This window comes from Blautia sp. HCP3S3_C4 (assembly GCF_052064095.1).
Taxonomy (GTDB): Bacteria; Bacillota; Clostridia; order Lachnospirales; family Lachnospiraceae; genus Blautia_A.
Genome location: NZ_JBQHWF010000002.1, coordinates 297,044 through 320,170, shown reverse-complemented (window position 1 = coordinate 320,170; position 23,127 = coordinate 297,044). Strand labels below are relative to the sequence as shown.

Genomic DNA, 23,127 nt, shown 5'->3' with positions numbered 1-23,127 from the left:
ATCAAAATGGACTGCTGCATATATCATCTACATACAGCAGCCCATCGTATCGCTTTTTTCTGTGTACTCAACTTCTCTGTGAAGCTGATTACAGCCTTTTTATCTTTCTGCTCTCATCGGATTGTTCAGGAAGTCCTCATAACTTAATCTGATTCCATCTTCGAGTTCAGTCTTGTAAGTCCAGCCGAGGTTCGTTGCCTTGGAAACATCCAGCAGCTTGCGAGGAGTTCCATTCGGCTTAGTGGTATCCCACTCAATCTTTCCAGTATACCCAACCACTTTAGCAACCATCTCGGTCAGTTCCTTGATGGTCAGTTCCTTACCAGTACCGGCATTAACAGTCTCGTTACCGCTGTAATTGTTCATCAGGAACACACAGAGGTTTGCGAGGTCATCCACATACAGGAACTCACGAAGCGGAGAACCATCTCCCCAACAGGTAACACTCTCCTTGCCTTCAACCTTCGCCTCATGGAAGCGGCGGATCAGTGCCGGTAGGACATGACTATGGGTAGGATGGTAATTGTCATTCGGTCCATAAAGATTCGTAGGCATAACACTGATATAATCCGTACCATACTGACGGTTCAGAAACTCACAGTATTTCAGACCGCTGATTTTTGCAAGCGCGTAAGCCTCATTGGTCTTTTCCAGTTCAGAAGTCAGCAGACAGCTTTCCTTCATAGGCTGAGGCGCCATACGTGGATAGATACAGGAAGATCCGAGAAACTCCAGTTTCTTACATCCGTTCTGCCATGCTGAATGGATCACATTCATCTCCAGAATCATATTGTCATACATGAAATCAGCCAGCGCATTCTGATTGGCTACGATTCCTCCTACTTTAGCTGCTGCCAGAAACACATACTCCGGCTTCTCCTCTGCAAAAAAAGCTTCCACTGCATTCTGGCGGCAAAGATCCAGTTCCTTGTGGGTTCGGGTGATAATATTGCTGTATCCTTGGCGATTCAGCTCACGTACAATCGCAGACCCCACCATGCCACGATGACCGGCAACATATATTTTTGCATCTTTCTCCATCATCGGTTATCTCGCCTCCTTCATGGCCTTTTCACACTTCGCAAGCTCCCTGTCATGCTTCGCCATGATCTCGACCAGCTGCTCGTAACTGGTCTTCTGCGGATTCCATCCAAGGACCGTCCTTGCCTTGGTCGGATCACCCCAGAGATTGTCCACATCCGTTGGTCGGAACCATGCCGGATTCACACAAACCAGCATTTTACCTGTAACTGCGTCAAGGCCTTTCTCGTCAAGCCCTGTACCTTCCCAGCGAATGGTAATCCCATTTGCTGCAAATGCCTTCTCTGTAAAATCACGAACCGTATGCTGCACACCGGTGGCAATTACAAAATCCTCCGGCTCATCCTGCTGCATCATCAGCCACATACATTCCACATAATCCTTCGCATATCCCCAGTCACGCAGAGAATCCATATTGCCCAGTTCCAGATGGTCCTGCAGCCCCTCCGCAATACGACCTGCTGCCAGTGTAATCTTACGAGTCACAAAATTCTCTCCCCGCCGTTCTGATTCATGATTAAAGAGGATACCATTCACAGCAAACATTCCATAGGCCTCACGATACTCTTTTGTAATCCAGAACCCGTACTGTTTTGCAACTGCATAAGGACTGTATGGATGGAAAGGAGTCGTTTCACGCTGTGGAACCTCCTCCACTTTTCCATATAATTCAGAAGTAGATGCCTGATAGACTCTTGTCTTTTTGGTAAGCCCCAGAATACGCACTGCTTCCAGAACCCTGAGCACGCCAAGCGCATCCACATCCCCGGAATACTCCGGTACGTCAAAAGAAACCTGCACATGGCTCTGCGCCGCCAGATTGTAGATCTCATCCGGCTGAACAAGAGAAATAATACGAATCAACGAAGAACTGTCACTCAAATCCCCATCATGCAGGGTAATCTTATCTTTCAAATGGTCAATACGTGCAGTATTAGAAATGGATGCCCGACGAACGACGCCGTGCACTTCATATTCTTTTTCAAGCAGAAACTCCGCCAGATAGGAGCCGTCCTGCCCTGTAATACCGGTAATCAATGCTTTCTTCATAGTGCTTTATCCTCCCGTTTCAGCCATAATAAAATTTTTATTGTGCTTCCTTATTAATACGAATTAGGCGGTCTGTATTGTTGCGTTGATATAGTTTGTCCAGAGTTCTGTATACTCTCTTTTCAATATTACTTAAAACTGTACAGCCAACCTCATTATAATACGCTTGTATATCCTGACTCTTTTGTCCGTCATGAACTCTGAATCCACCTATTATTGTTTGGACTGTGTAAAGTTCCGTAATATCTGCAAACATTTTCCACAGTTGAAAGTCTCCAGCTAGTTTATATTTTTTAATTTTATTAGAATCAACTGATTTCCATAATGATGCCGACCAAAACGTTGATTCTTGCTGTATAAATCTGAAGCATCGACCATCATACATCCCCTTTTTTATCCATTCTCTATTATATAGATACCTCTCCCCCACAGAATAAACAATATCATTCTCACTTTGCCATGTTGGGATAGCTGTACACCAGTTAACTCTATCAGAAATCACATGATTCATGACTTGAAATGCCCAAGGCCGGTAAGTATCATCTGCATTGAGCCATGCAAATATTTCACCCGTTGCTTGACGAAACCCTTTACATATCGCATCATACATTCCATTATCCTTTTCAGAAACAATAACTACAGGGTACTTATCCTGATATTTTTTGACAATCTCAAGCGTAGCATCCGTAGATCCTCCATCCATGATAATATGTTCATAGTTTTTATAATTTTGACGCATAATTGATTTTATATTTTTCTCGATATACTGTTCACCATTATAGACAGGTGTTACTATACTTATTTTCTTTTCCATACTTTTCCCCATCTTTTTAATATCTACTTGATTTTCTTACTACAACTTCCAATGTAATTTACAAATTTGAAGTATTTTATTAACCAAAAATTTTTGAGCCTGATTCTTTTGAAAAATAATACATGCCAAAAGCACAATCACAATTTCAGCCACACAGCCTTTTACAAAAATTTCAACAAGGATATAATCCATCTGAATAAACGAACAAACAAACTTTACTCCCCAATAAATCCCAACAAACGCCACTACATACAACACATTTGTTATCCAATATTTATAATAAGATTTTCTTGTAGTTTGAAAACATTGAAAATAAACAACCCAACTTCTTCCAATCCAAAATATGATCTGACTAATCACAGTACCAACCAAAACACCCGAAATACCTATCAATTGAACTAAAACAATTGATGTTACAATATTTACAATGGCTCCTGCAAAGTTCACTTTTTTTTCTTGTCTAAACAAACCTGCGCCCGTTATATAATCATATGTGCCACTATGAACTAAATCCATATAAAGCTCTACAGAAAGCAAAAGCACTATTATTCTCGACAAACGTATATCCGGTCCAATCCACCATCCCATAAAATCATCTACAAGGATATAATACGGAATGATGATACAAAGAGCAATCAGATATCTTATGTGCGAATATATCCGAAATGACTCCTCTTTTTTCGCTTTTGATGCGTCAGTCAAAAAGTTGCCTATGATAGGAACCATTGAATCTAAAACGCTTCTCGTTAATATTTTTAAATTAGAAATAATTGTTGTATAGTTTACCAAATATCCCACACTTACTGTACTGACAAAGGTCGAAATGACCAGATTATCCGTTGATGAATATATATACGAAGCAATCTTACCAGCAAATACATTTTTTACATTGGAAAATATACTTTTAAAAATATCTTTATTAAATCTGCTAAAATGTAAAAACGGATATTCCTTTGCACAATATAGATGAACATAAATATTTGACACACAAACCTGAATAATATTTAAAATCAAATAAACCACATAGTTTTTAAACCGAACCAGCGTCAAACACTGCAGTATATTAAAAATAATATACATCACTAAATCTATATTTTTTGAAATATAAGCTTTTTGATCCGCATACAAAAGAACCCTTTTATATGCGAGAAAATAGGAGCATGCGGAAGAGGATGCCTGAAGAATAAAATATATGTAAATCTCTGTAGATATCTCTACCCCTTTTAGGACATATTTCAGTGCAGGCAACAAAACAACTGCCGCTGCTATGATAAAACATCCAATAAAAACATATACCACACGGAAAACATTCATGATATCATTAATGGTTTCTTTATCGTCTTCTTGAAGTGGTTTATATAAACTGAAAGCCACCGCAGTCTGAAATCCCAGATCTGTCAATGATAAAGCGCTTAATATTGATGAAAAAGTATTGCTGATTCCGAGTACTTCAACACCAATATACTTTATAAACAAGCTGCGGGTAAAAAATGTAAAAATGATTTTTACAACTTGGCTTGTTAATCCGGATATACCGTTTTTCAGTATTACACTTTTGTTCATATTAGACTTCTCTTCTCCTGATTTCACTTAGCCAAAGAATTCTTCTTTCGTCTTCCACCCAGCTTTTTTCCGCAAATAACTGCGTCTCTTTTGACGAATTTTTTTGGGGATAAATCTCCAGAAATGCTCATGCATAAATTTCTTTCTTGTGTCTTGTTCCAACCAGCCTTTTACTCTCTGGATTGCTTCTTCATCTCTGACAGGCATTTTCTCAAGAATCTTCAATCGCTCCTTACGGTTAGCTCTTGCATCTGAACTTATTCCATTTATATCATAAATAGCAATCGCCATAGGAAGATACACAAACTTCTTTCCCTCATGATACATCTGTAAATAGAAACGATAATCGCTGCATATTCGATATTGCAGAGAAAATGGAAACAAGTTAAGTAATTTTCTTCGTGTAAATGAGCTTTGATGACAAAAAGGCATACCCAATCGCATAGTCTCCAATGTACGAGCCTTTATATACAGATACATATCCTTATCACGACGGATCACATCTCCATAAACTATATCAGCCATCTCTAAACATTCATTTTTACTTACTAGACTTAATATCTTTCCATTGGCAAAAAAATCTCCTGCATTCATATACAGAATCCATTCTCCCTGTGCTTCCTGCCTTGCTTTATTCATAGCATCATAGATACCTTGATCCTTCTGTGAAATAATCCTAAAGGGAATTTCTTTCTCAGCAAATGCTTGTACAAAGGATTCTGCAATTTTCACAGTTTGATCACTTGACGCCCCATCTTGGATTATATACTGGATGTATATTAAAAAAGTGGACAAGAGGAGTATAATAGTAGACAAATAAAAAGGAGTGATGGCATGTCTACCAAGAAGCAAAACAAATACACCCCTGAATTCAAGCAAACAATCGTAAATCTTTATCATTCAGGGAAAACCTACGCCCAAATCAAATCAGAATACGGAGTATCTTCCAACGCTCTGACGAACTGGATTCGTCAGTATTCTGAAGTTAAGCTTGATGACAATACCGTTGTGACTGCTCAACAGATTAAAGAGCTCCAAAAACGTAATGCCCAATTGGAAGAAGAGAATCTTATATTAAAAAAAGCCATTGCAATATTCATGCCACACTCAGGCAACGATTGATCGCTGTACAGGCTTTATCTCATCAGCATTCTATTTCGATCCTCTGCCGGGTTTTGAAAGTAAATCGCAGTACATATTACAAATTTCTGAACCATAGACCTTCTGCCAGAGAAACTGAAAATACTGAGATCCGCTCTCATATCCTCGAAATTTATGCTGCTTCCGATAAGAGATTAGGTGCACACAAAATTCAAATTTGCCTTCAGCGTGATTATTGCATTCATATCAGTGTTGGTCGAGTGTACCGACTCATGAAAACTATGAACCTTCCTAAAATGAGTACTGTCAAGCCTCCTCAACCTCGATACCATTCTGCTCAGCGTATTTCCTGTGAAAACATCCTCGCTCAGAATTTTAACCAGCCCAAACCGAATCTTGTTTGGGTAAGTGATTTTACCTATCTTCGTGTTGCCGGCAGGTTTTACTATCTATGTGTAATTCTCGACCTGTTTTCCCGCAAAGTCATTGCTTATCGCGTTTCTCCAAAAATGGATCGCTTTCTCGCAATTGATACCCTTCGTGATGCTGTTGCTGCCAGAAATCCTTCTCCTGGTCTCATTTTTCATTCTGACCGTGGCTCACAGTTTACCTCTGATGATTTTCGCAGGATTCTGGATGAATTTCATTTCGTCCAGTCATTTTCTGCCAAAGGACATCCTTATGATAATGCCGTTGTCGAATGCTTCTTCAAATATCTTTAAGAAGGAAGAAACCGACAGACGTTCTTATCAATCCCTCGATCAATTGAAACAAAGTCTGTTTTCTTACATCAACGGCTTCTACAATTCTCTCAGACCGCATTCTCACAATGTCGGCTTGTCTCCCATTCGGAGAGAAAATTTATTTTTCTCCTGATTTTTACCTGTCCACTTTATTGACTATAATCCAATACTCAAAATTATCAAAATCTTGTTCCAGCACAGAACGAATTGTCCCTTCAATCTCCTTTTCTGCATTTAAACAAACTGTTATTATTGAAAACAATCTCATATTCTCCCTTTCTGATATTCGAAAAAGCTCAAATACCACATTTTTCTACCACTTTTCGACACCTCATATTTCCATCATATTTCTCTATGCTTTATCCTCATTATACAAACCTGTACTTTACTTAATAAATATACTGCCCATACCGGTAATTGTCAAGCTAGATGTCAGTAAAACTTTATATTTTTGTTGCTATATTTCCTCTTGCTTTGACCGAGGTGTTGGATAGTCAAGCAAGTATGAAATCTTATGAAGCTCTGACTTCCGGATCCTTGACAATAGCAACTGTCGTTTCCTCATAGGTTTTATCCGGATTCAGATATACTGCTTCGATGTCACTCCAGTCCCGTATCTGGCGGCCGTTCCAGCGTTCTGGATGAGAAGCTTTTGCGGCTTCATAGACCTCATGACGTTTCCGGAGGATCTCATCGCTCTTTCCCTCATGACGTTGTGCCGGTGTGACAAATTTGATCCCGCTGTGATGGTGTTCAAAGCGGTACCACTCGACAAAATGCCTGCACCAGATGCGCGCTTCTGTTACACTGCCAAATCCCTTCGACTGATAGTTGGGACGATATTTCAATGTCTTGAATATCGATTCCGAATAAGGATTGTCATTGCTCACACGAGGACGGCTGTTTGATGGTGTTATGCCCAGTGCATACAATGTTTCCAGCATGGTCGCACCTTTCATGGGCGAACCATTATCGGAATGCAGCACCAGCGGCATGGTTGTCAGCCGATTCTGTGCAATGCAGGCGCGCTTGATCAGTTCGCTTGCATGGTCTGCGGATTCCTCTTCCCAAACCTCCCAGCCGACAATGTCCCGGCTGAAAATGTCTATGATCAGATAAAGATAGTAGAAGAGACCTTTCACCGCTCCTGCGAGATATGTGATATCCCAGGTCTATACCTGATTTGGAGCTGTTGCACAATACGATGTGGGCTTGCCGTGTTTGCCCGGTTCCTGGCTTCGCCCCCTGTGGTTCTGCATTTTTTCTTCATGCAATATCCGATAGAAGGTGGATTCGGAGGCAATATACTCACCATTATCTGTCAGAACCGGTACAATCTGGCATGGAGGCATGCTGGCAAAGCGTTCCTCGTTCACTGTATCGAGGATCCGCTGCCTTTCCTCAGGGCTCAGCTTGTTTGACGGATTCGAGTGATCCGCAAAAGATCGCCGATCTTCATAGGAAGCATGTTTTTTATCAAGTACCTGCCAACGGTAATAGGTTCGTTCGGTTATGCCGAGTCTTTCGCAGGCGGCACGGAGTCTAGCGCCGTGTTCGACCGCTTCATCAATAAGCTTGATTGCTTCACTGCGATCTGAGGCGCTTATTTTTCGTCCTCGGGATCCCCCCAGATCGCATTTGCTTTTTTTGACAACACGAGCAGAGCCGCTGCTTCCGCAAGAGCTTTTTCCTTTCGCTGCAGTTCTTTTTCAAGCTTTTTGCGTTCCTTCTGGGAGTCTTTGAGTTCCCGGTTAAGTCGAGCAGCTTCCTTTGCGATCCCGCCATTTGCATTCATGCAGGCATCCTTCCAGGCTTTGATCTGCTCGATATACAGCCCTTTTTGCGGGCATATTCAGCCAGCTCAGCCTCATTAAGGCTGGCGGTTTCTACAACAATCAAAAATTTATCCTGTGTGCTCCAGTCATCCGGAGATGCATCCGTGCCAGGAGCGGCGTATCCTTCCTTTCTCGCTTTATCGCGCCAGTTGCGAAGGGTCTGTTCAGAGAGACCTTCTTCTTTAGCGATCTTTGTGATGGATTCGTTGTTTGGCGGAAGCATCCTGCGAAGCATGGCTTCCTTGAATTCTGGACTGTAGTTCATGTGTAAAGCTCCTTCCTGTGGTAGTTCTATTCTACCACAAAAACTTTTTCGCTTCACTGACATCTATCCTAACACACAGGGAAACCAACATCACTATGGTATAGTGCTGCATCTCCGTATATATAATTTTTACCTTCGAATGTACAGTGGAGATCAATTTGGGGATAGCCTATTGGAATTATTTTCCCATTATAATACTTTATTATGCGCTGTTTATCTAATCTCTTTTTTATCTTTTCTATAAACATGTGTTAGCCTTCCAACCTGTTTTTTTCTGTTTTCGTATTACATACCTCATCCTAAATCTCAAAGGAATACATGAGGTTATTAATTCTAAAATTTTACTTTTCCTTTCATATTTATTAATTAATTCTTCTTTATCTAAATAATCTTGCATACTCATTAATCCAAGATTTCTTTGTATCTCTAAGAATTCTCGTTTAAATGCATATGCATTTTTCGTAGATACACCGCCGCATTCATATATTGCAAAAGGAAAATCTATATACTGGAAATTACAATTTGCTAAATATGCAGATAACATCATTTCATAGTCTGCAGCATACTTATACTTTTCATCAAAGACATGATTCTTCGCCCACGCCGTACAAACAAAAGATGATTGATGGCAAAACACCATACCAGTTCGTAATTCCACCAGTGGTTTTGCCTTTGAATATTTGTACATATTATTCTTACAGAGTACGACATCTCCATATACGACTATTGCATCCTTATTGATTCTTTTTTTAACATTCTCAAGTGTTTTATCATCCAGGAAGCAGTCACCCGCATTCATAAACATAATCCATTTGTTATGCGCTAACTTTATAGCCTTATTCATCGCATTATATATACCGCTGTCTTTTTCACTTAATATATAATACAAAACTCCTTTTTTTTGAAAACTGCTCTCATATTTTTTTGCTATAGTAACCGTATTATCACTAGATTTCCCATCAATGATGAAATATTCATAGTCCGTATTTGTTTGACTATAAACAGATTCAATCGTTTTTGAAAGAACTTGATCAGCATTAAATGTTATTGTCACGATTGTAAACATCTCGTAATACCCCCATAAAGCTATTCCCAATGAGGGTAAACACTCATTATGTAGGGAATATGACTATATATTGACTATGTAATTCAAATATAAAAAACACTTTATTCCTATAAACCATATACTATAAGGTTCATGATGCTATATGGTTTTTGGGTTCGTTTCTTATGACTCTTAAAGATTAGGTTGCTATATTTCTCTGCAATCATCTACTCTTTTTACATACTTTGCAGGGTTTCCCGCCCAAATCTCGCCATCAGGTACATCGCAAGTTACAACAGAACCAGCACCAATCACTGACTCTCTCCCAATAGTGACTCCTTTGAGAATGATACTATGCCCTCCGATAAATGCGCGTTCTTTAATGTGTACAGGAGCAGTCCTAACATGCGTATTACCATTTAATCGATACTCTGCAATTGGCGAATGAAAATCAGTATCGTATATTTTACACCCCGCACCAATGGTAACGTCATCTTCTATTATGACAGAGTTCGCACAGCATATTGCTGTATTAGATATTCCTACTCTGTTTCCAATAATCAGTTTTCCACCTGCCAATTGAAGTATTGTCCTATTTTGGCCGCCAATTGGATCCGCGATACGGTGCGAATTAATGTATGAGTTATTGCCGATAGTCATACATCCTTGTAATTTCACTAGGGTAATGATTCCACAGGAACCAAATCCCCGTCCTATTTCTACACCTAATAATCTCATTTTTAGGTTATTGATTGGAGCGCTCAAACAGGTAAGCAATCCCCTTTTTAATCGATAGCTATTCATCACTTTGTCCTTTTTCTAGATAGCATAGTTCCCTTTTTTAACCGTAAAACTTGATTCCTGATACGTTTAAGATTATCGTAAATCCTTGTCTCAAAAAAGGCATGTCTCAGTTTCATTGATTCCGCACTTAACGGATGGGCAGAAAACGGTCTGCGGAATGCGCGCCCTTGATCTTGATCAAAAATTTGGTATAAAAACCTTTCCAAGCTATCATCTGATACATTGTTTGTGATTACCGGCTCATTGATTATTTGGAGGTATAACTCGTCATTACTGTCGATTTTCTTAACCACCTCAACAACTTCATCTAAGGAAGAATAATCACTACAATTAATAAATGCTTTTGGATTGAAATCCAAAGTTACTCTAGGATCCCCATAATAAATTGGAATCGTTCTGGCTGCAAAAGCTTCCATAAGTTTTTCCGTTGCATAGCCATCGTATACAGAGTTCTCAAATGCAATTGCGAATTTATGTTTGCTCTGAAACTCTTTTTTATCCCGAACCGCACCACCAATATTGTTGAGATATCTTCCTCCAGAACTAACCTGCTTGTACTGGCTTAGTTTTGCAAACATCTCCGTTCGCTTATCCTGTGCAAAACAATTCGAGTAAACGAAGCTACAAAAGCCCTCTTTCTTCGCCAAATCAGATACCGAAAAAGTAGCTCTACCAATTAGATCATAATACTCCTGTTTATACTGGAAAAGCTTGTACAGCGGGACACGAACATACCTATCTCCAAATTGCAAACGGTCAAAGCCAATCGCATAATCGCACTCATTAAAATCTGGTGTAATACATTCACCCGTAAAGAAAATGCGAATACAGGAATATTTTAAATGCTCATATCCAAAGCATGAATAGAAAAGATAATCCGGATTGTCCGAATAAACGATATCATATTTTTTTGAGAGAATCTCAATAAAGTCATTATTCTTTTCATCAAACCCTTTGTAAAAATCAATAAATTTGATTTTAATGCTTTTTTTCATCGCTATTTCACCATTATCAACGCCCAACGACTTTACGAATCAGTTTCAAAAGTCTACAAATCATAATAACCAAGGAATATCTCTTATCTTTTAGTGGCATCAGAATCAACTTATCCTGGGTTCGCAAAGTATTTAGATTATCAAACATTTTTGCCAAATAACCAGACTGTTCGGTGGCTGTTTTGAGTTCAATAATAGCTTCGCTTTTCTTAAGTTTTATACAGCAACTATATACAGTAAAAGATATGGTTGATAATTCTCTTTTTTGAAAAGCCCTACTATCAAATTCACTTCCAAAGATTTCTTTGCAAGTCATCTCCTGCAGCTCTCTTTCGCGGAGAGTATCCAGTAATTTTCCAGTTTTGTAACGTTTATTGACACTTCCTTCTGTGCCTAACTGGACATTATATAAGCATTTACTACACAGAGCGACCTCTGTATCGTTAGTAAGGTTTGAATAGTTAAAGTACCCGTCTTCTCCGAAAACCATTGACTCATTAAATAATACTCTAATATATTCTCTGCGATATAGCTTATTACAGGGAGACGCCATCAGCTTTTCAACTGGTGCAAACGCCTTGTATCCCGCAGTCCTTGTATAATACCCATCTCCCGGATTCGGCGTTCTAAGTAGGCGTTCACCCGCATACACATTAAATCCGAACAATACGAATGATGCATATGGGTTTTTCTCCATACACAATGTTACATCTGCTACTGCAGAAGGTTCCAAGGAATCATCACAATCTACAAAGAGAATGAATTCTCCCCTTGCATTCTTTAGTCCAACATTACGAGCCGCAGCTTGCCCCCCATTTTTTTGAGAAATATACTCGACTCGACTGTCGATTTCTGCATACTCTTGAATAATCTGAAGAGAATTGTCTGTACTACCATCATCAATTAAAATTACCTGAACATCTTTATATGATTGGTTTAGAACACTGTCAATTGCCCGACGCATTGTTCTTTCACCATTATAAATTGGAATTATCACTGAAACCATATCTTCACTCTTTCTCTAAAAATCTATGATTAGTATCCCTTTTTTGCATACGTCGAACTAACAGTTAATATGTTTCTTTATTCGTATAATTATTTTATGCAAATAGGTCACACATCACATTCACATGTTAAATAGTGATAACACTTTTTCGAAGAAATTCAAATGAATGCTCTCTATTCTTTTTCAAAATATCATTCACATCCTGATAATCAACCATATTACTTGAAAGTGAGTCAAGTTCACGGCTAATCAAACCATACTCCTCTAACGCACACTTAATCCGTGTATTGGCAATAGACCGTGGAATAAATCGAACGAAGAACTGCTTATTAAAGTTAATGGAAAAAACCGTTCCATGAAAGGAATTAGTAACCACATAATTTGCGTTTGCAAATAATCCAAGCCATTGTTCCGGTGTGACATCATGTAAATTTACAGCTCCAGGAAGATTAAACAGCCTATCATGAATATATAGCAGTTTGCATTGTTTTTCCTTCGCCAGTTTTTTTGCAAAGCGGATTAATTCCTTGTCTTCACTCATCAGATACATTATGACATACGGCTCTTTGGGCACTAAGGTGTCATCAGAAAGCCCCATCCACTCTTCTTTATTGAGCAACAGCGTTGGATCAACGACGTATTCCGCTTCTCGACCTGTCAGTTGTCTGACAATATCCACTGCACTTTTCTCCCGAACTGAGATTTCGGAGAATCCAGAAATCCATGTTTTGTACTGCTCTATAAATTGCTCAGGTAGCTTTTGATATCCAATGCTTGCCGCATAGGATGTCTTTTTCTGAGAATCATTCAAGAACGGCAGAAAATAGGAATCGTCCCCACTGGTACAGGCAATATTCCATACCTGATCGCTTCCGGATACAATTCTGTCATACTTTGAACAAACTTCTCTCAACTCATCTTGTGTGGTGCAAACTTCCGACATCTGCATTTTCTGACAAAAACCTTCAAATGTTTTGCGTGAGTAAGTCATATATGCATTTTGGAAAATCACAGAATACAGTTCTCTGACATGTAAGATATCGCGAAGTTTTTTTCGTTGAAATCGCTTTTCATTAAACTGCGCACGATAATCAATAATATCCGCTTCTACCCCCATACTTCTCAAAGCAGTCTGAAGAGCATAAGTTTGAAATACAGCTCCGTAATTTAACGCTCTATGAAATGTCAAGATTCCAATTCTCTTTTTTTCCATGATATTAACTCATCACCTCCTCAATCAAGTCACAGAAGTTTGAATAATAGTGAAATTTATCATATTTCAAGGCAATACTCCTTGCGTTTTCCTTCTTTTCCTGATACAAATCTTTATCTTGCATCAGGGTTTCCATTGCTTCTTGCAAATGCTCAGTAAGACGCTCGTCACAATCAATCAACAGACAACCCGCCTCATCTGCGTATTCCGGAATCCCACCCTGCTTTGTTGCAATGACAGGTAAACCACAAGCTAGAGCCTCAATTGTAACATTTCCAGCTGCCTCCTGCCACTTCGACGGGACCAGAGAAATATCACAAGAAGCATAGTAATTCGGCAGATCCTCCTGGGAAACATAGCCAGTGAAAATCACGCGTCTGCCAAGTTTTTCCGACTGCTTTTCCAATTGTTGAACATATGCGTTCTTCTTACCATCCTTATAGGCACTGCTTCCAATGACTAACATATAAGAGTTTTTGTCCGGCAGTTGAGAAAACGCATCAATTGCCTCTTTAACACCTTTTACCTCATCAAGGCGACCGCAGTACACAAACACGATATCCCTTTCTTCAATCTCATGCACTTCACGGAATTCGTTTCTAAATTCTGCACGACCGGAGGCATCAAAGTGTGCCACATCAATCGTATTTTTCAGGATATGGATTTTTGATGATTGCGCTGGATCTATTTGCGCGACACGTTTTCTGCAATAATCGCTGATAACGAAAATCCCTTTGCAGGCACTGACAATATTTTTCCCATTATCGGTTCCAGTGTGAAGCCCATCAATGTGCATATGCAAAATCAAAGGAATATTGAGTGCGTTCTTCAGTTGCAGCGTCTGAAAATAATTCCCTTCAATCACGACAACATCCGGCCGATCCTCTTTCATTTTTTGTACACACCAGCGGATAAAATTCGTCTTAATATATGTTTTACCAAATGTCAATTTACGCATAATCCTGTATGGAAGTCCGCATAGAAAATCCACTTTGCTATTATGGTAATACCTAAATACAGATGCTTGATATTGATAGGATTTTTCTTCCGCTTCGGATTCATAGGCACTATAAACAAAGAACTGATGTTTTTTCTTCACTTCATTAACATCCAGAAGATGTGTTAACATGGTTTGAGTCGCACCGCCGCATGTCGCTGGAATCGGCCTCGTATTTGCTGTTACAAGCGCAATCTTCATATTGATCTCCTCTATTGCTATTATTTCTACACTGATGTGGCGAACAAATTCCCCAAAGTACGCACAATAGTAAAAACTGTATTTGCGTGTTTAGTACATTACTTCCCATTGAAACAGCGAAAAATGCTATAATGGAAACTTCATATGCTAAAAGGAATTCACTTTCCATCTTCTTTAGCTGAAAAATACTTTGAATCAAGCAAAACCAAAAAGCTAGATATAGCAAAAATCCTATGAGCCCGTAATTGCACAGAACCATTAAAAAATCGTTGTGTGTTCCAATATTGATAACACTATTAATCCAATTATAACCATGCCCAAAAAGTTGTCCCCAAATATCTGACCTTAAAAACTCGTTCCATGCGGATGCATAAATATCGCTTCTGCCATTACCTCCACTGTCTAACTCAGACCAAGTATTTTCAAAAACTTCTCTGATTTGTATATTAGTTTGCGTTTGGAAAATGGTAGTAAGCACGGTAATCAGAAGCGCAGCAATGCACAGTCTAACTACAATATTTGAAATAGATATTTTTTTCACATTCAGGCTCTTAACTGCGAAGATACCCCATATAATTGCTAATGCCAGTAAGCAGGTTCCTTTTTTTGAAATCAAAATTGTTGCTGTAGCCGCAAATAAGCCAATCAACTGCCACTTTATCTTTGGAATCAAGAAAACAAATGGCAATGCACATAATACATAGTATATCGAATTAAAACTCGCTACGCTGATAATTGTATGTGCACTTAGTGTTCCATATATATATACTACCGAAAGGATAACAGATGTTCCAAATAATATTGGGGCAACAGCTATGATGTCCATCGAGTAAAAATCCATATTATAAATAATCAGCAAAATAAAGTACCACATAACTGAGCAGGATATCCATGAAGCAAGATTTCCATTTTGATTAATTCCCAATATAAACATATAGAACATTAGAAGCGCTCCAGACTTCAAAATATTATTATATGCTAGCATTCTTCCGCTTATCACACAAATAATGCCAATCAGTGTAACCATAATCAGCAATTGTGCTCTGCGTGCACCAATGCCAAAGACATCAATATTTATTCCAAATGATGATGTTGTTGTAGCTATGTACATATAACAAATAGCGATAACCAGAAAATATCCTATTGTTTTCTTCTTACTTCTCATACGCCTTCCCTATACTCTGGTGGATAGAATCAACACGTCCCAGATTCCTTTAACCCTTATTTTGCAGCAATGCTTGATATATATCCAAATACTTCTGAATATTTTTTTCCTTTGAGAACAGCATTTCTGCTCGTGTACGAGCTACTCTCCCAAAGGTTTCCTTAGCATGTTCCTTTATATCCAAAATCTTCTCAAAATAATTCCTCGCATTATTTTCATCAATCAAAAATCCGCAACTTCCATCGCTTCCTACTAATTCCGGTGTTGCAGTTCCATTATAGGCAACAACAGGCGTTCCACACGCCATCGCTTCCGCAGTAGTTTTTCCAAACGTTTCCTGAATCGTAGGATTCACAAAAACATCTGCCATGGCATAGAGTTTTGCAAGAAGGTCTACTTCCTTAATTGTTCCAAGGTATTTGATTTTGGGATGTTTATTTGTCACCTCGGAATCATCACCAACCAGCACAATCTGGCAATCATCAGGCAATAGATCTGCCAAATCATGGAATAGATTGATGCCCTTCTGTGGAATCCAACTCATAGCAATTCCGAGAATCACAAACTTATTCTCCATCCCCATTGATTTCTTGAGTTCTCTACAATCTCGGGGGTGAAAGCGTTCCAAATCAATCCAGTTATAGATACACTGAATTATCAGAGAATCCTTCAATATTGACTTGGATGCATCATCCGTTACCCACTGTGAAACGCCAACTACCGCTAACCTTCTAATGGTACTGAATAGTTTCTTCTTATCTGCCAGCATTTCTGTTGTTTTATCCAAGAACAGGCTTGGATTTCCTGCTTTCAGCGCTGGACAGTTCCCACAATGGGCTTCCCAACGATCACAATTACATTCTATATAGTACACACATTTCCCTGTATAGAACCAACTATCGTGCAGAGTCAGCACCGTTGCTATATCTTTTTCTGCAATGTATTTCAGCAACATAGGGAGGTTAATGTAATTACTATGAAGGTTTCGCAGATGGATCACATCAGGCTTTACCTCTGATATATAATCCAATAAGCCTTTGGTTGCAAAGCGGGAGAAATACCCCTGTTTTCCGGTGATTCTGGAAAGCAATGCATGAAACTTCCAATCCAGTTTATTGCCAATTTTGTACCCATTTTCAGGCAACGAAGCAAGATCCGGGCACGCTACAAAGGACTCGATTCCTTTGCTTTGCATTGCCTCATGTAATTCTTTTGTTGTTCGTCCTGTACTGAACTTCTCATATACCGCATTGATTTGCAAAACCTTCATATATCTCAAACCTCTTAATTCCTATGTAAAATGATCCTTGGTTTATCCATAACTACAGTGGCATCGTCTGGAACATCAATCGTTACAACGCACCCTGCACCAATTTTCACATTATTACCAATCTTCACAGGCCCTATGATTTTTGCGCCTGCCCCAATTAACACATTATCCCCAATTACTGGAGATCCACCATTGCCACCACCAATTGTAACCTGATGATATAACTGGCACTGCTTTCCAATGATAGCGTCATTGCTAACAATAATTCCGTTCAATCCGTGAGGAAGATATGGGCGTTCAGCAAACTTCGCAGAGCTAAACCCAATATGCGTTCCCAAAGATGCATTGTGGAATGCGTCCATCTTCTTAATCAGGTACAAATAGTAGTACGCTTTTACCCCCCCCCGATGGGAAGTAACATATTCGCGCATTTTCCAGTATTTATCATAATCAAAATGGGAGACTTTTTTCCATATCCATGCTGTAATACCACCGTAACTTGCTGCCATTATTCTATCCTCACTTAACCAATTATCCGCCCAACCAAATGCGGAGCTATACGAAAACAAGTAAACATCAATTTATCTTTCATCCCAATAGTTTTGGCTTGCATCGTGGAATGATAATATTTCTTATACAGTGTCCAAAGCTGCTTTCGATCCCCACAATTATTTCCGTGTGTATAAGAAGCAGCCAAACTCAACATCAGCACAAGGCAGAAGCGATCATAGCTTCCATCAAGCAATTCCTGATTATTTCGCTCTCGGAAATACCGGATTCTATCCTCGTAAATTCCGATAAAAGCTGTACTCTTATCCTTCTTATCATTTCGCATCACACTATTTTCTGACATATAGTAGTAGTATAGTGTTTCATCCAATACCGCAAGCCTATGTGCCCGATCCACAAAGATGTAATAGGAAGCATCATCTTCATAAATAATTCCTTCTTGGAAATGGAATAAATCAAAAATATATCTTTTATAGATTTTCCCCCAAATAGTAACCTTGTATAAGCGCTCATTAAGTGCCTGCCCTTTAGTGATCTCGCTCACATCCGATTCCCTGAACTCGATTTTCTCAGGCCGGAAATCTGACCTATCTGTACTTTGCAAATTGCACTGTACAATATCATAATTTCCTTGCTTTGCTGCTGAATAAAGATTTTTTAAATAGTCAGGAGACACAAAATCATCACTGTCGACAAAGACTATATAATCGCCTTTAGCAATATCAAGTCCTGTGTTTCTGGCAGCACTAGCTCCACCATTGATGCGATCATGCACTATTATTCGTTGATCTAATGTTGCCATTTCCTGACAAAGAGCAAGTGAATTATCCTTTGATCCATCATTAATCAGAATCAGTTCAAAATGTGAATACGACTGTTCTTGAATACTTGCTACACATTTCCTTATATATTTTTCAGCATTGTACACAGGCACAATTACACTAATTAAATCTTTCATACTGATTCTCCACTATGATTTTAACGAAGTAACTGTTGTTTCCTTTCAAGAATCTTTTTACACAGCATTTCACCATCAAATTTTTCTTTAGCAAACCTGGCTGCATTCTGCCCCATTGCTTTATAGTGTATCTCTCTAATCATCTTCATCTTTTCAGCAAGATCGGAAGCGTTTTTTACCTCAACAGTTAATGCTGTCTGACCTTCATCAATCGTGTCAATGGGACCTGGAATATTACTGACAATGGCAGGAGTACCAACAGCCCCTGCCTCAATCACAACATTGCCGAATCCCTCTCTGTAACTAGGAAGAACAAGCACATCAAGAGCTGCATAATATCTTTCAATGTCAGAAACCACATCATGGAATTGGACATTAGGACATTCCCTTGCCCATTCCAACAAACCTGAATCTAACGTTTGCTCCCCTTCCATATTTCCAATCAAGAAAAGCTTTGCATCAGTATTCAAAGAGAAATATGCTTTTAACAGTTCATTAATTCCCTTATCTCTCGTGATTCTTCCAACGAATCCGTAGACAAAATCATTCTCGTTATAACCGAGTACTGAACGAACCTCTCTTCTCCACTGTGCGCGCTTGTTGTAATCAAATCTTGACAAGTCTACCCCGCCTGTACTTCCATTCCAGACAACTATAACCTTTTCTTTGGGAAACAACCCCTCTTTGATGCCCATCTCCATATTGGATTTACTCACACACTCAATGGAGGTAGAATTGTTACACGCAATTCTTTCTAATGTTTTCAGGACAATTCTTCCTATTCCAGAAGCACCTAAGTACCGTAAACCCATAAGATGATAATTTCGCACTTTGCAATCTGCTCTCTTAGCAGCAATGGAAGAATAGAATGCCGCATTAGGGGTGGAGTACTGTATCAAATCGAATTTTTCTTTCTTAAAAAAATGTGTAAGAGCTTTGAGTGCATATATTGAACCGACGACAGAAATTCCTCTCGGTATGTCAATCGGGTAAAAACGAATAGATTCGCCCAATTTCTCTTGTAGACTCGAATCGTTAGAACATACTACAGTCACATCAAATCCATTCGCCGCCAAATACTGTAATTGAGGAATGAAAAATGATTCAATTGTCAGAGGAATTGTTACCACATAGCATATCTTAATCATATTCTCCTCTCTTTCTCCACTCATTACTATTTTTGAACAATCAAAATCAAAAACTCAGTTCAGAAATCATATCTATCTCTTGAACATCGTTCTTGCTGTTATCAAAATACAGCCCATCTTCATTTCTTAAGTACTTCCATCTCATGCCAAGCTGTCTACATGCCTGAAAATCCTTGTTTGGGTTATCCCCCACATAAACAATCTGTTCATATGGAAGTCTCCAACGATTCTGCATGATGCGAAATGCTATATCACAAGGTTTTCTAAACTGAGGTCCACCGAGCTCATCAGTGATGATGATGTCGTCTATCAGATGAACCTCATGCATAAATCGTTGCTTTACCATGTGATAGTTCATTCAGAATCAAATAAAAATCATTTTGCACGAAAGTTTACTTTATCTTCTTTACCGGAACCCCGACATATGTTCCCGCTTCCTCAATATTTTTAATAACCACTGCCCCTGCACCAATCATGCAATCTGGACAGATAGAAATATTATTGCTGACGGTTGCTCCCGCACCTATCCATGTTCTATCTCCAACATTGACAGTCCCACACAAGTGACTGCCTACTGAAATATGTACATAATCTCCCACTTTACAATCATGATCCACGGACGAACAAGTGTTGATGATGCAGCCTTTCCCTATATGCGTTCCCGGATTGATTACAGCTCCTGCCATGACCACAGTTCCTGCACCTATCACTACATCGTCCGCAACAACTGCATCTGGATGAATGAGTGTAACAATCTTGTTCTCATCAACAGATTCCTGGATTCGTTTCCGAACGCCTGCATTTCCAATTCCAATAATTACATCAGAATCTATCGTTCCGGCTTCAGAGCTTTTTCCTATTATCGGATAACCTCCACATTCATGGATACTTTCATCATCGTCAAAAAAAACAATCTCGCTGCAGCCATTTTTTCTTGCAATATCTGCAACTACCTTTCCATGACCACTGGCACCTATAATTACTAATTTTTTCACTGTGGTGCCCTCCATGTACTGGTCACTCCAACCGGAGTACCCATAAATTCTTCCATTGTTGCGGATGTCTCAGAGCTGATTCCTTCCTGCTTAAAAAATGCCTTTCCAACAGTCTGGAAAATGATTTTCACATCTCCGAGAAATGTGACATGGTTTGCATACCAAACGTCCATAGCGAATTTATCTTCCCAAGACACAGTGTTTCTACCATGTACCTGCGCATATCCAGATAGCCCTGGTCTTACATCATGACGATGTTTTTGTTCCTCGTTGTAGCGAGGTAAATACTGAACCAGTAACGGTCTCGGTCCAATGACACTCATATCACCTTTAATAATATTGAACGCCTCTGGAAGTTCATCGAGACTGGTCTTTCTTAGAAACCGACCATAACGATTGAGTCTTATCTTATCAGGTAGTAACTTACCATTTTTATCCTTCCGATTATCCATGGTCCGAAACTTAATTAGCTTGAAAATCTTTTCATCCTTACCTGGACGGGCTTGTGTGAAGAAAGGATTTCCTCGCATAAAGATTGCTCCTAGGACAATCAGGATTATGTACAGCCAGCTAAATACAATAACTGCGGCAAGACCACAAAGTAAATCTATTGGTCTTTTGAAATATTTCTCATAAGGTCCATATGGTTTGTGGCTCATTTCTTTCCCCTTTAATTTCATCAATATCAACACAAGAACTGCACCAATCGCAGTTCCCAATGTGTTATCAAATACATCATCAAACTCTGCCAATCCGAGCTTAAGAATAAGCTGTAAAAACTCTACTGTTCCAGATAAGAGACACGCTGATATTACAGTAAAAACCAACTGCTGCTTTCTACTTCCATTCACACACAATGGAACCAACACACCAAATGGTATAAAAAATAGAATATTACAAACTATCTGTTTTCCCAGTGGTTCAATATCATCAAAGAACCTTTGGTAAGACCAAAACAATTGAAAGTTATATTCCCGGTAATCTCTCGGTTCTCTACACAAGAGAGTTGTGTATATGATGAATCCTATGTAGAGGATTAATAGAATCCCAGCTATTACTCTTTTCTTATTCAAAACAAGCTCTAATAACCTCAATAATCTTACTCTGATGCTCAACCGTCATCTTATTATCAGACGGCAAACAAACTCCTCTAGCGAAGATATCAGCACCAACATCAACAGCCGAACCTTCTATGTAAGCATTCGTCCGGCATCTCAAACTACCCTCTCGCCCAATACACTCATGCATTCTGTACATAGGCTGCATGTGCATCGGTTTCCAGATTGGACGACCTTCAGCATTAATAGAACTGATTGCTTCCAATATTTCAGTAGGGCAGGACTTTCCATGCTCACTGATATACATCGCAGTGCTATCATCACGTACCTGCTTGCACATCGCATCAGGATCTATTATTAACGCACTCAGCCAGTAATTAGGTTCAGTACCCTCGGTAATCGGATTCATCTTAACCGGAAGTCCTTTAAGACCTTCTCTGTATCTCTCGTAAATTGCCTTCTTTTGTCTGATATGTTCTTCCAGATATCCATACTGCCCGCGAACCACACCAGCAATGACATTGCTCATCCGATAGTTGTATCCAACCTCTTCATGCTGATACCAAGCGGCATTCTCGCGTGCCTGTGTGGACCATTTTCTCGCTTTGTTCGCATCCTCGATACTATTCGTCAGCAGACAACCACCAGATGAACCTGTGATAATCTTGTTGCCGTTGTAAGAAACCGCACTGTAGTCACCAAACGATCCACACTGCTTACCATCGATAGTTGCACCCATGGCTTCAGCAGCATCCTCAATAAGTAAAGCACCGTGTTTCTCACATATTTTCTTGATCTCATCCATACGACCCGGAAATCCGTAGAGCTCAGCAGAAACCACCAGTCTCACATCCGGATACAGTTCAAATGCCTTCTCCAGTGCTACCGGATCCATGTTCCAACTGTCTGCTTCCGTATCAATAAAGACAGGAATACCACCTTCATAAACCACCGGATTGAGAGTAGCGTCGAAGGTCATATCGGAGCAGAATACCCTCTTTCCTTCCAGGGTACCATGGCTAATTGCAGGCTTTCCGTAGAGTCTCTCCCCCGCCAGCTTCACACACAAATGAAGTGCAGCCGTGCAGCAGGATAGACCAACCGCATACTTCACCTCTGCCTTCTCAGCAGCGATTTTCTCAACTTCATTTATATTCTTGCCAACTGTGGACATCCAATTGGTCTCATATGCCTCAGTTACATATTTAAGTTCCTCTCCATGCATGGTCGGACTCGCCAGCCATACCTTGGACTCAAACGGTGTAAACTCACCTTTTCTTTTGAACATGATACTTTCCTGCTCCTCATATTTTGTTCGTATGTTCCACACATCTACTGTGGTTATCTTCT

The 23,127-nt window shown here is 39.5% G+C and carries 21 protein-coding genes and 2 pseudogenes; 1 reads left to right on the top strand and 22 read right to left on the bottom strand.

From position 1 onward, the window contains the following. Window positions 1–99: 99 nt before the first annotated feature. The 5 genes from ACTNC6_RS03390 to ACTNC6_RS03370 are packed head-to-tail and all read right to left on the bottom strand — an operon-like array spanning window position 100 to window position 5,368. The gene (locus ACTNC6_RS03390; RefSeq protein WP_441043251.1) at window positions 100–1,041 is read right to left on the bottom strand and encodes a GDP-L-fucose synthase family protein; all 942 of its coding nucleotides are present in this window, start codon (window positions 1,039–1,041) and stop codon (window positions 100–102) included. Between the two features lie 6 nt (window positions 1,042–1,047). After that, complete coding sequence (gmd, locus tag ACTNC6_RS03385) at window positions 1,048–2,091, bottom strand: GDP-mannose 4,6-dehydratase (protein ID WP_441043224.1); 1,044 nt, start codon at window positions 2,089–2,091, stop codon at window positions 1,048–1,050. Between the two features lie 37 nt (window positions 2,092–2,128). Next, a complete protein-coding gene (locus ACTNC6_RS03380) occupies window positions 2,129–2,905 on the bottom strand; it encodes a glycosyltransferase family 2 protein (RefSeq protein ID WP_441043223.1) in 777 nt (258 codons plus the stop codon). Between the two features lie 39 nt (window positions 2,906–2,944). Continuing rightward, on the bottom strand, window positions 2,945–4,468 hold the full coding sequence (locus tag ACTNC6_RS03375; RefSeq protein ID WP_441043222.1) for a lipopolysaccharide biosynthesis protein: 1,524 nt from the start codon (window positions 4,466–4,468) through the stop codon (window positions 2,945–2,947). A 27-nt stretch (window positions 4,469–4,495) separates the two neighbouring features. After that, window positions 4,496–5,368 (bottom strand): glycosyltransferase, encoded by an 873-nt coding sequence (locus ACTNC6_RS03370; RefSeq protein WP_441043221.1) that lies wholly within the window; start codon window positions 5,366–5,368, stop codon window positions 4,496–4,498. Here ACTNC6_RS03370 and ACTNC6_RS03365 point away from each other — a divergent pair. Continuing rightward, window positions 5,303–6,445: pseudogene (locus tag ACTNC6_RS03365) on the top strand (IS3 family transposase). The gene ACTNC6_RS03370 and the pseudogene ACTNC6_RS03365 sit on opposite strands and share 66 nt — an antisense overlap. Window positions 6,446–6,448: 3 nt before the next feature. Here the strand turns inward: ACTNC6_RS03365 and ACTNC6_RS03360 are convergent. The 17 genes and pseudogenes from ACTNC6_RS03360 to ACTNC6_RS03280 all read right to left on the bottom strand — a co-directional run bounded on the left by ACTNC6_RS03360 (window position 6,449) and on the right by ACTNC6_RS03280 (window position 23,065). After that, complete coding sequence (locus tag ACTNC6_RS03360) at window positions 6,449–6,580, bottom strand: glycosyltransferase (protein WP_441043220.1); 132 nt, start codon at window positions 6,578–6,580, stop codon at window positions 6,449–6,451. 244 nt (window positions 6,581–6,824) lie between these two features. After that, window positions 6,825–8,412, bottom strand: a pseudogene (locus ACTNC6_RS03355) (IS3 family transposase). A 238-nt stretch (window positions 8,413–8,650) separates the two neighbouring features. Then, complete coding sequence (locus tag ACTNC6_RS03350) at window positions 8,651–9,478, bottom strand: glycosyltransferase family 2 protein (RefSeq protein ID WP_441043219.1); 828 nt, start codon at window positions 9,476–9,478, stop codon at window positions 8,651–8,653. A 186-nt stretch (window positions 9,479–9,664) separates the two neighbouring features. Next, window positions 9,665–10,261 (bottom strand): acyltransferase, encoded by a 597-nt coding sequence (locus ACTNC6_RS03345; protein WP_441043218.1) that lies wholly within the window; start codon window positions 10,259–10,261, stop codon window positions 9,665–9,667. Next, window positions 10,261–11,256: a glycosyltransferase family 10 domain-containing protein gene (locus ACTNC6_RS03340; protein ID WP_441043217.1), complete on the bottom strand. Its 996-nt coding sequence runs from the start codon at window positions 11,254–11,256 to the stop codon at window positions 10,261–10,263. Before ACTNC6_RS03340 ends, ACTNC6_RS03345 begins: the two co-directional genes overlap by 1 nt. A gap of 16 nt (window positions 11,257–11,272) precedes the next feature. Then, a complete protein-coding gene (locus tag ACTNC6_RS03335; protein WP_441043216.1) occupies window positions 11,273–12,262 on the bottom strand; it encodes a glycosyltransferase family 2 protein in 990 nt (329 codons plus the stop codon). Between the two features lie 127 nt (window positions 12,263–12,389). Then, entirely contained in the window at window positions 12,390–13,475 is a 1,086-nt protein-coding gene (locus tag ACTNC6_RS03330; protein WP_441043215.1) for a polysaccharide pyruvyl transferase family protein, read from the bottom strand. A gap of 4 nt (window positions 13,476–13,479) precedes the next feature. Next, complete coding sequence (locus tag ACTNC6_RS03325) at window positions 13,480–14,673, bottom strand: glycosyltransferase family 4 protein (RefSeq protein WP_441043214.1); 1,194 nt, start codon at window positions 14,671–14,673, stop codon at window positions 13,480–13,482. Next, window positions 14,579–15,838: an O-antigen ligase family protein gene (locus ACTNC6_RS03320; RefSeq protein WP_441043213.1), complete on the bottom strand. Its 1,260-nt coding sequence runs from the start codon at window positions 15,836–15,838 to the stop codon at window positions 14,579–14,581. The genes ACTNC6_RS03325 and ACTNC6_RS03320 overlap by 95 nt, the downstream gene beginning before the upstream one ends. Window positions 15,839–15,887: 49 nt before the next feature. Continuing rightward, window positions 15,888–17,108: a glycosyltransferase gene (locus ACTNC6_RS03315; protein WP_441043212.1), complete on the bottom strand. Its 1,221-nt coding sequence runs from the start codon at window positions 17,106–17,108 to the stop codon at window positions 15,888–15,890. Between the two features lie 14 nt (window positions 17,109–17,122). Then, entirely contained in the window at window positions 17,123–17,617 is a 495-nt protein-coding gene (locus tag ACTNC6_RS03310; RefSeq protein ID WP_441043211.1) for a serine O-acetyltransferase, read from the bottom strand. A gap of 14 nt (window positions 17,618–17,631) precedes the next feature. Further along, window positions 17,632–18,576 (bottom strand): glycosyltransferase family 2 protein, encoded by a 945-nt coding sequence (locus ACTNC6_RS03305; RefSeq protein ID WP_441043210.1) that lies wholly within the window; start codon window positions 18,574–18,576, stop codon window positions 17,632–17,634. A gap of 20 nt (window positions 18,577–18,596) precedes the next feature. Beyond that, on the bottom strand, window positions 18,597–19,724 hold the full coding sequence (locus tag ACTNC6_RS03300) for a glycosyltransferase family 4 protein (RefSeq protein WP_441043209.1): 1,128 nt from the start codon (window positions 19,722–19,724) through the stop codon (window positions 18,597–18,599). Between the two features lie 46 nt (window positions 19,725–19,770). Further along, window positions 19,771–20,070, bottom strand: a complete 300-nt coding sequence (locus ACTNC6_RS03295; protein WP_441043208.1) for an HAD family hydrolase — start codon at window positions 20,068–20,070, stop codon at window positions 19,771–19,773. Window positions 20,071–20,116: 46 nt separating this feature from the next. Next, window positions 20,117–20,719 carry an acetyltransferase gene (locus ACTNC6_RS03290; protein ID WP_441043207.1) on the bottom strand — a complete coding sequence of 201 codons (603 nt, stop codon included), beginning with the start codon at window positions 20,717–20,719 and terminating at the stop codon, window positions 20,117–20,119. Beyond that, window positions 20,716–21,792 (bottom strand): sugar transferase, encoded by a 1,077-nt coding sequence (locus ACTNC6_RS03285; protein WP_441043206.1) that lies wholly within the window; start codon window positions 21,790–21,792, stop codon window positions 20,716–20,718. The genes ACTNC6_RS03290 and ACTNC6_RS03285 overlap by 4 nt, the downstream gene beginning before the upstream one ends. Beyond that, the gene (locus ACTNC6_RS03280; RefSeq protein ID WP_441043205.1) at window positions 21,785–23,065 is read right to left on the bottom strand and encodes a DegT/DnrJ/EryC1/StrS family aminotransferase; all 1,281 of its coding nucleotides are present in this window, start codon (window positions 23,063–23,065) and stop codon (window positions 21,785–21,787) included. The genes ACTNC6_RS03285 and ACTNC6_RS03280 overlap by 8 nt, the downstream gene beginning before the upstream one ends. Window positions 23,066–23,127 lie beyond the last annotated feature (62 nt).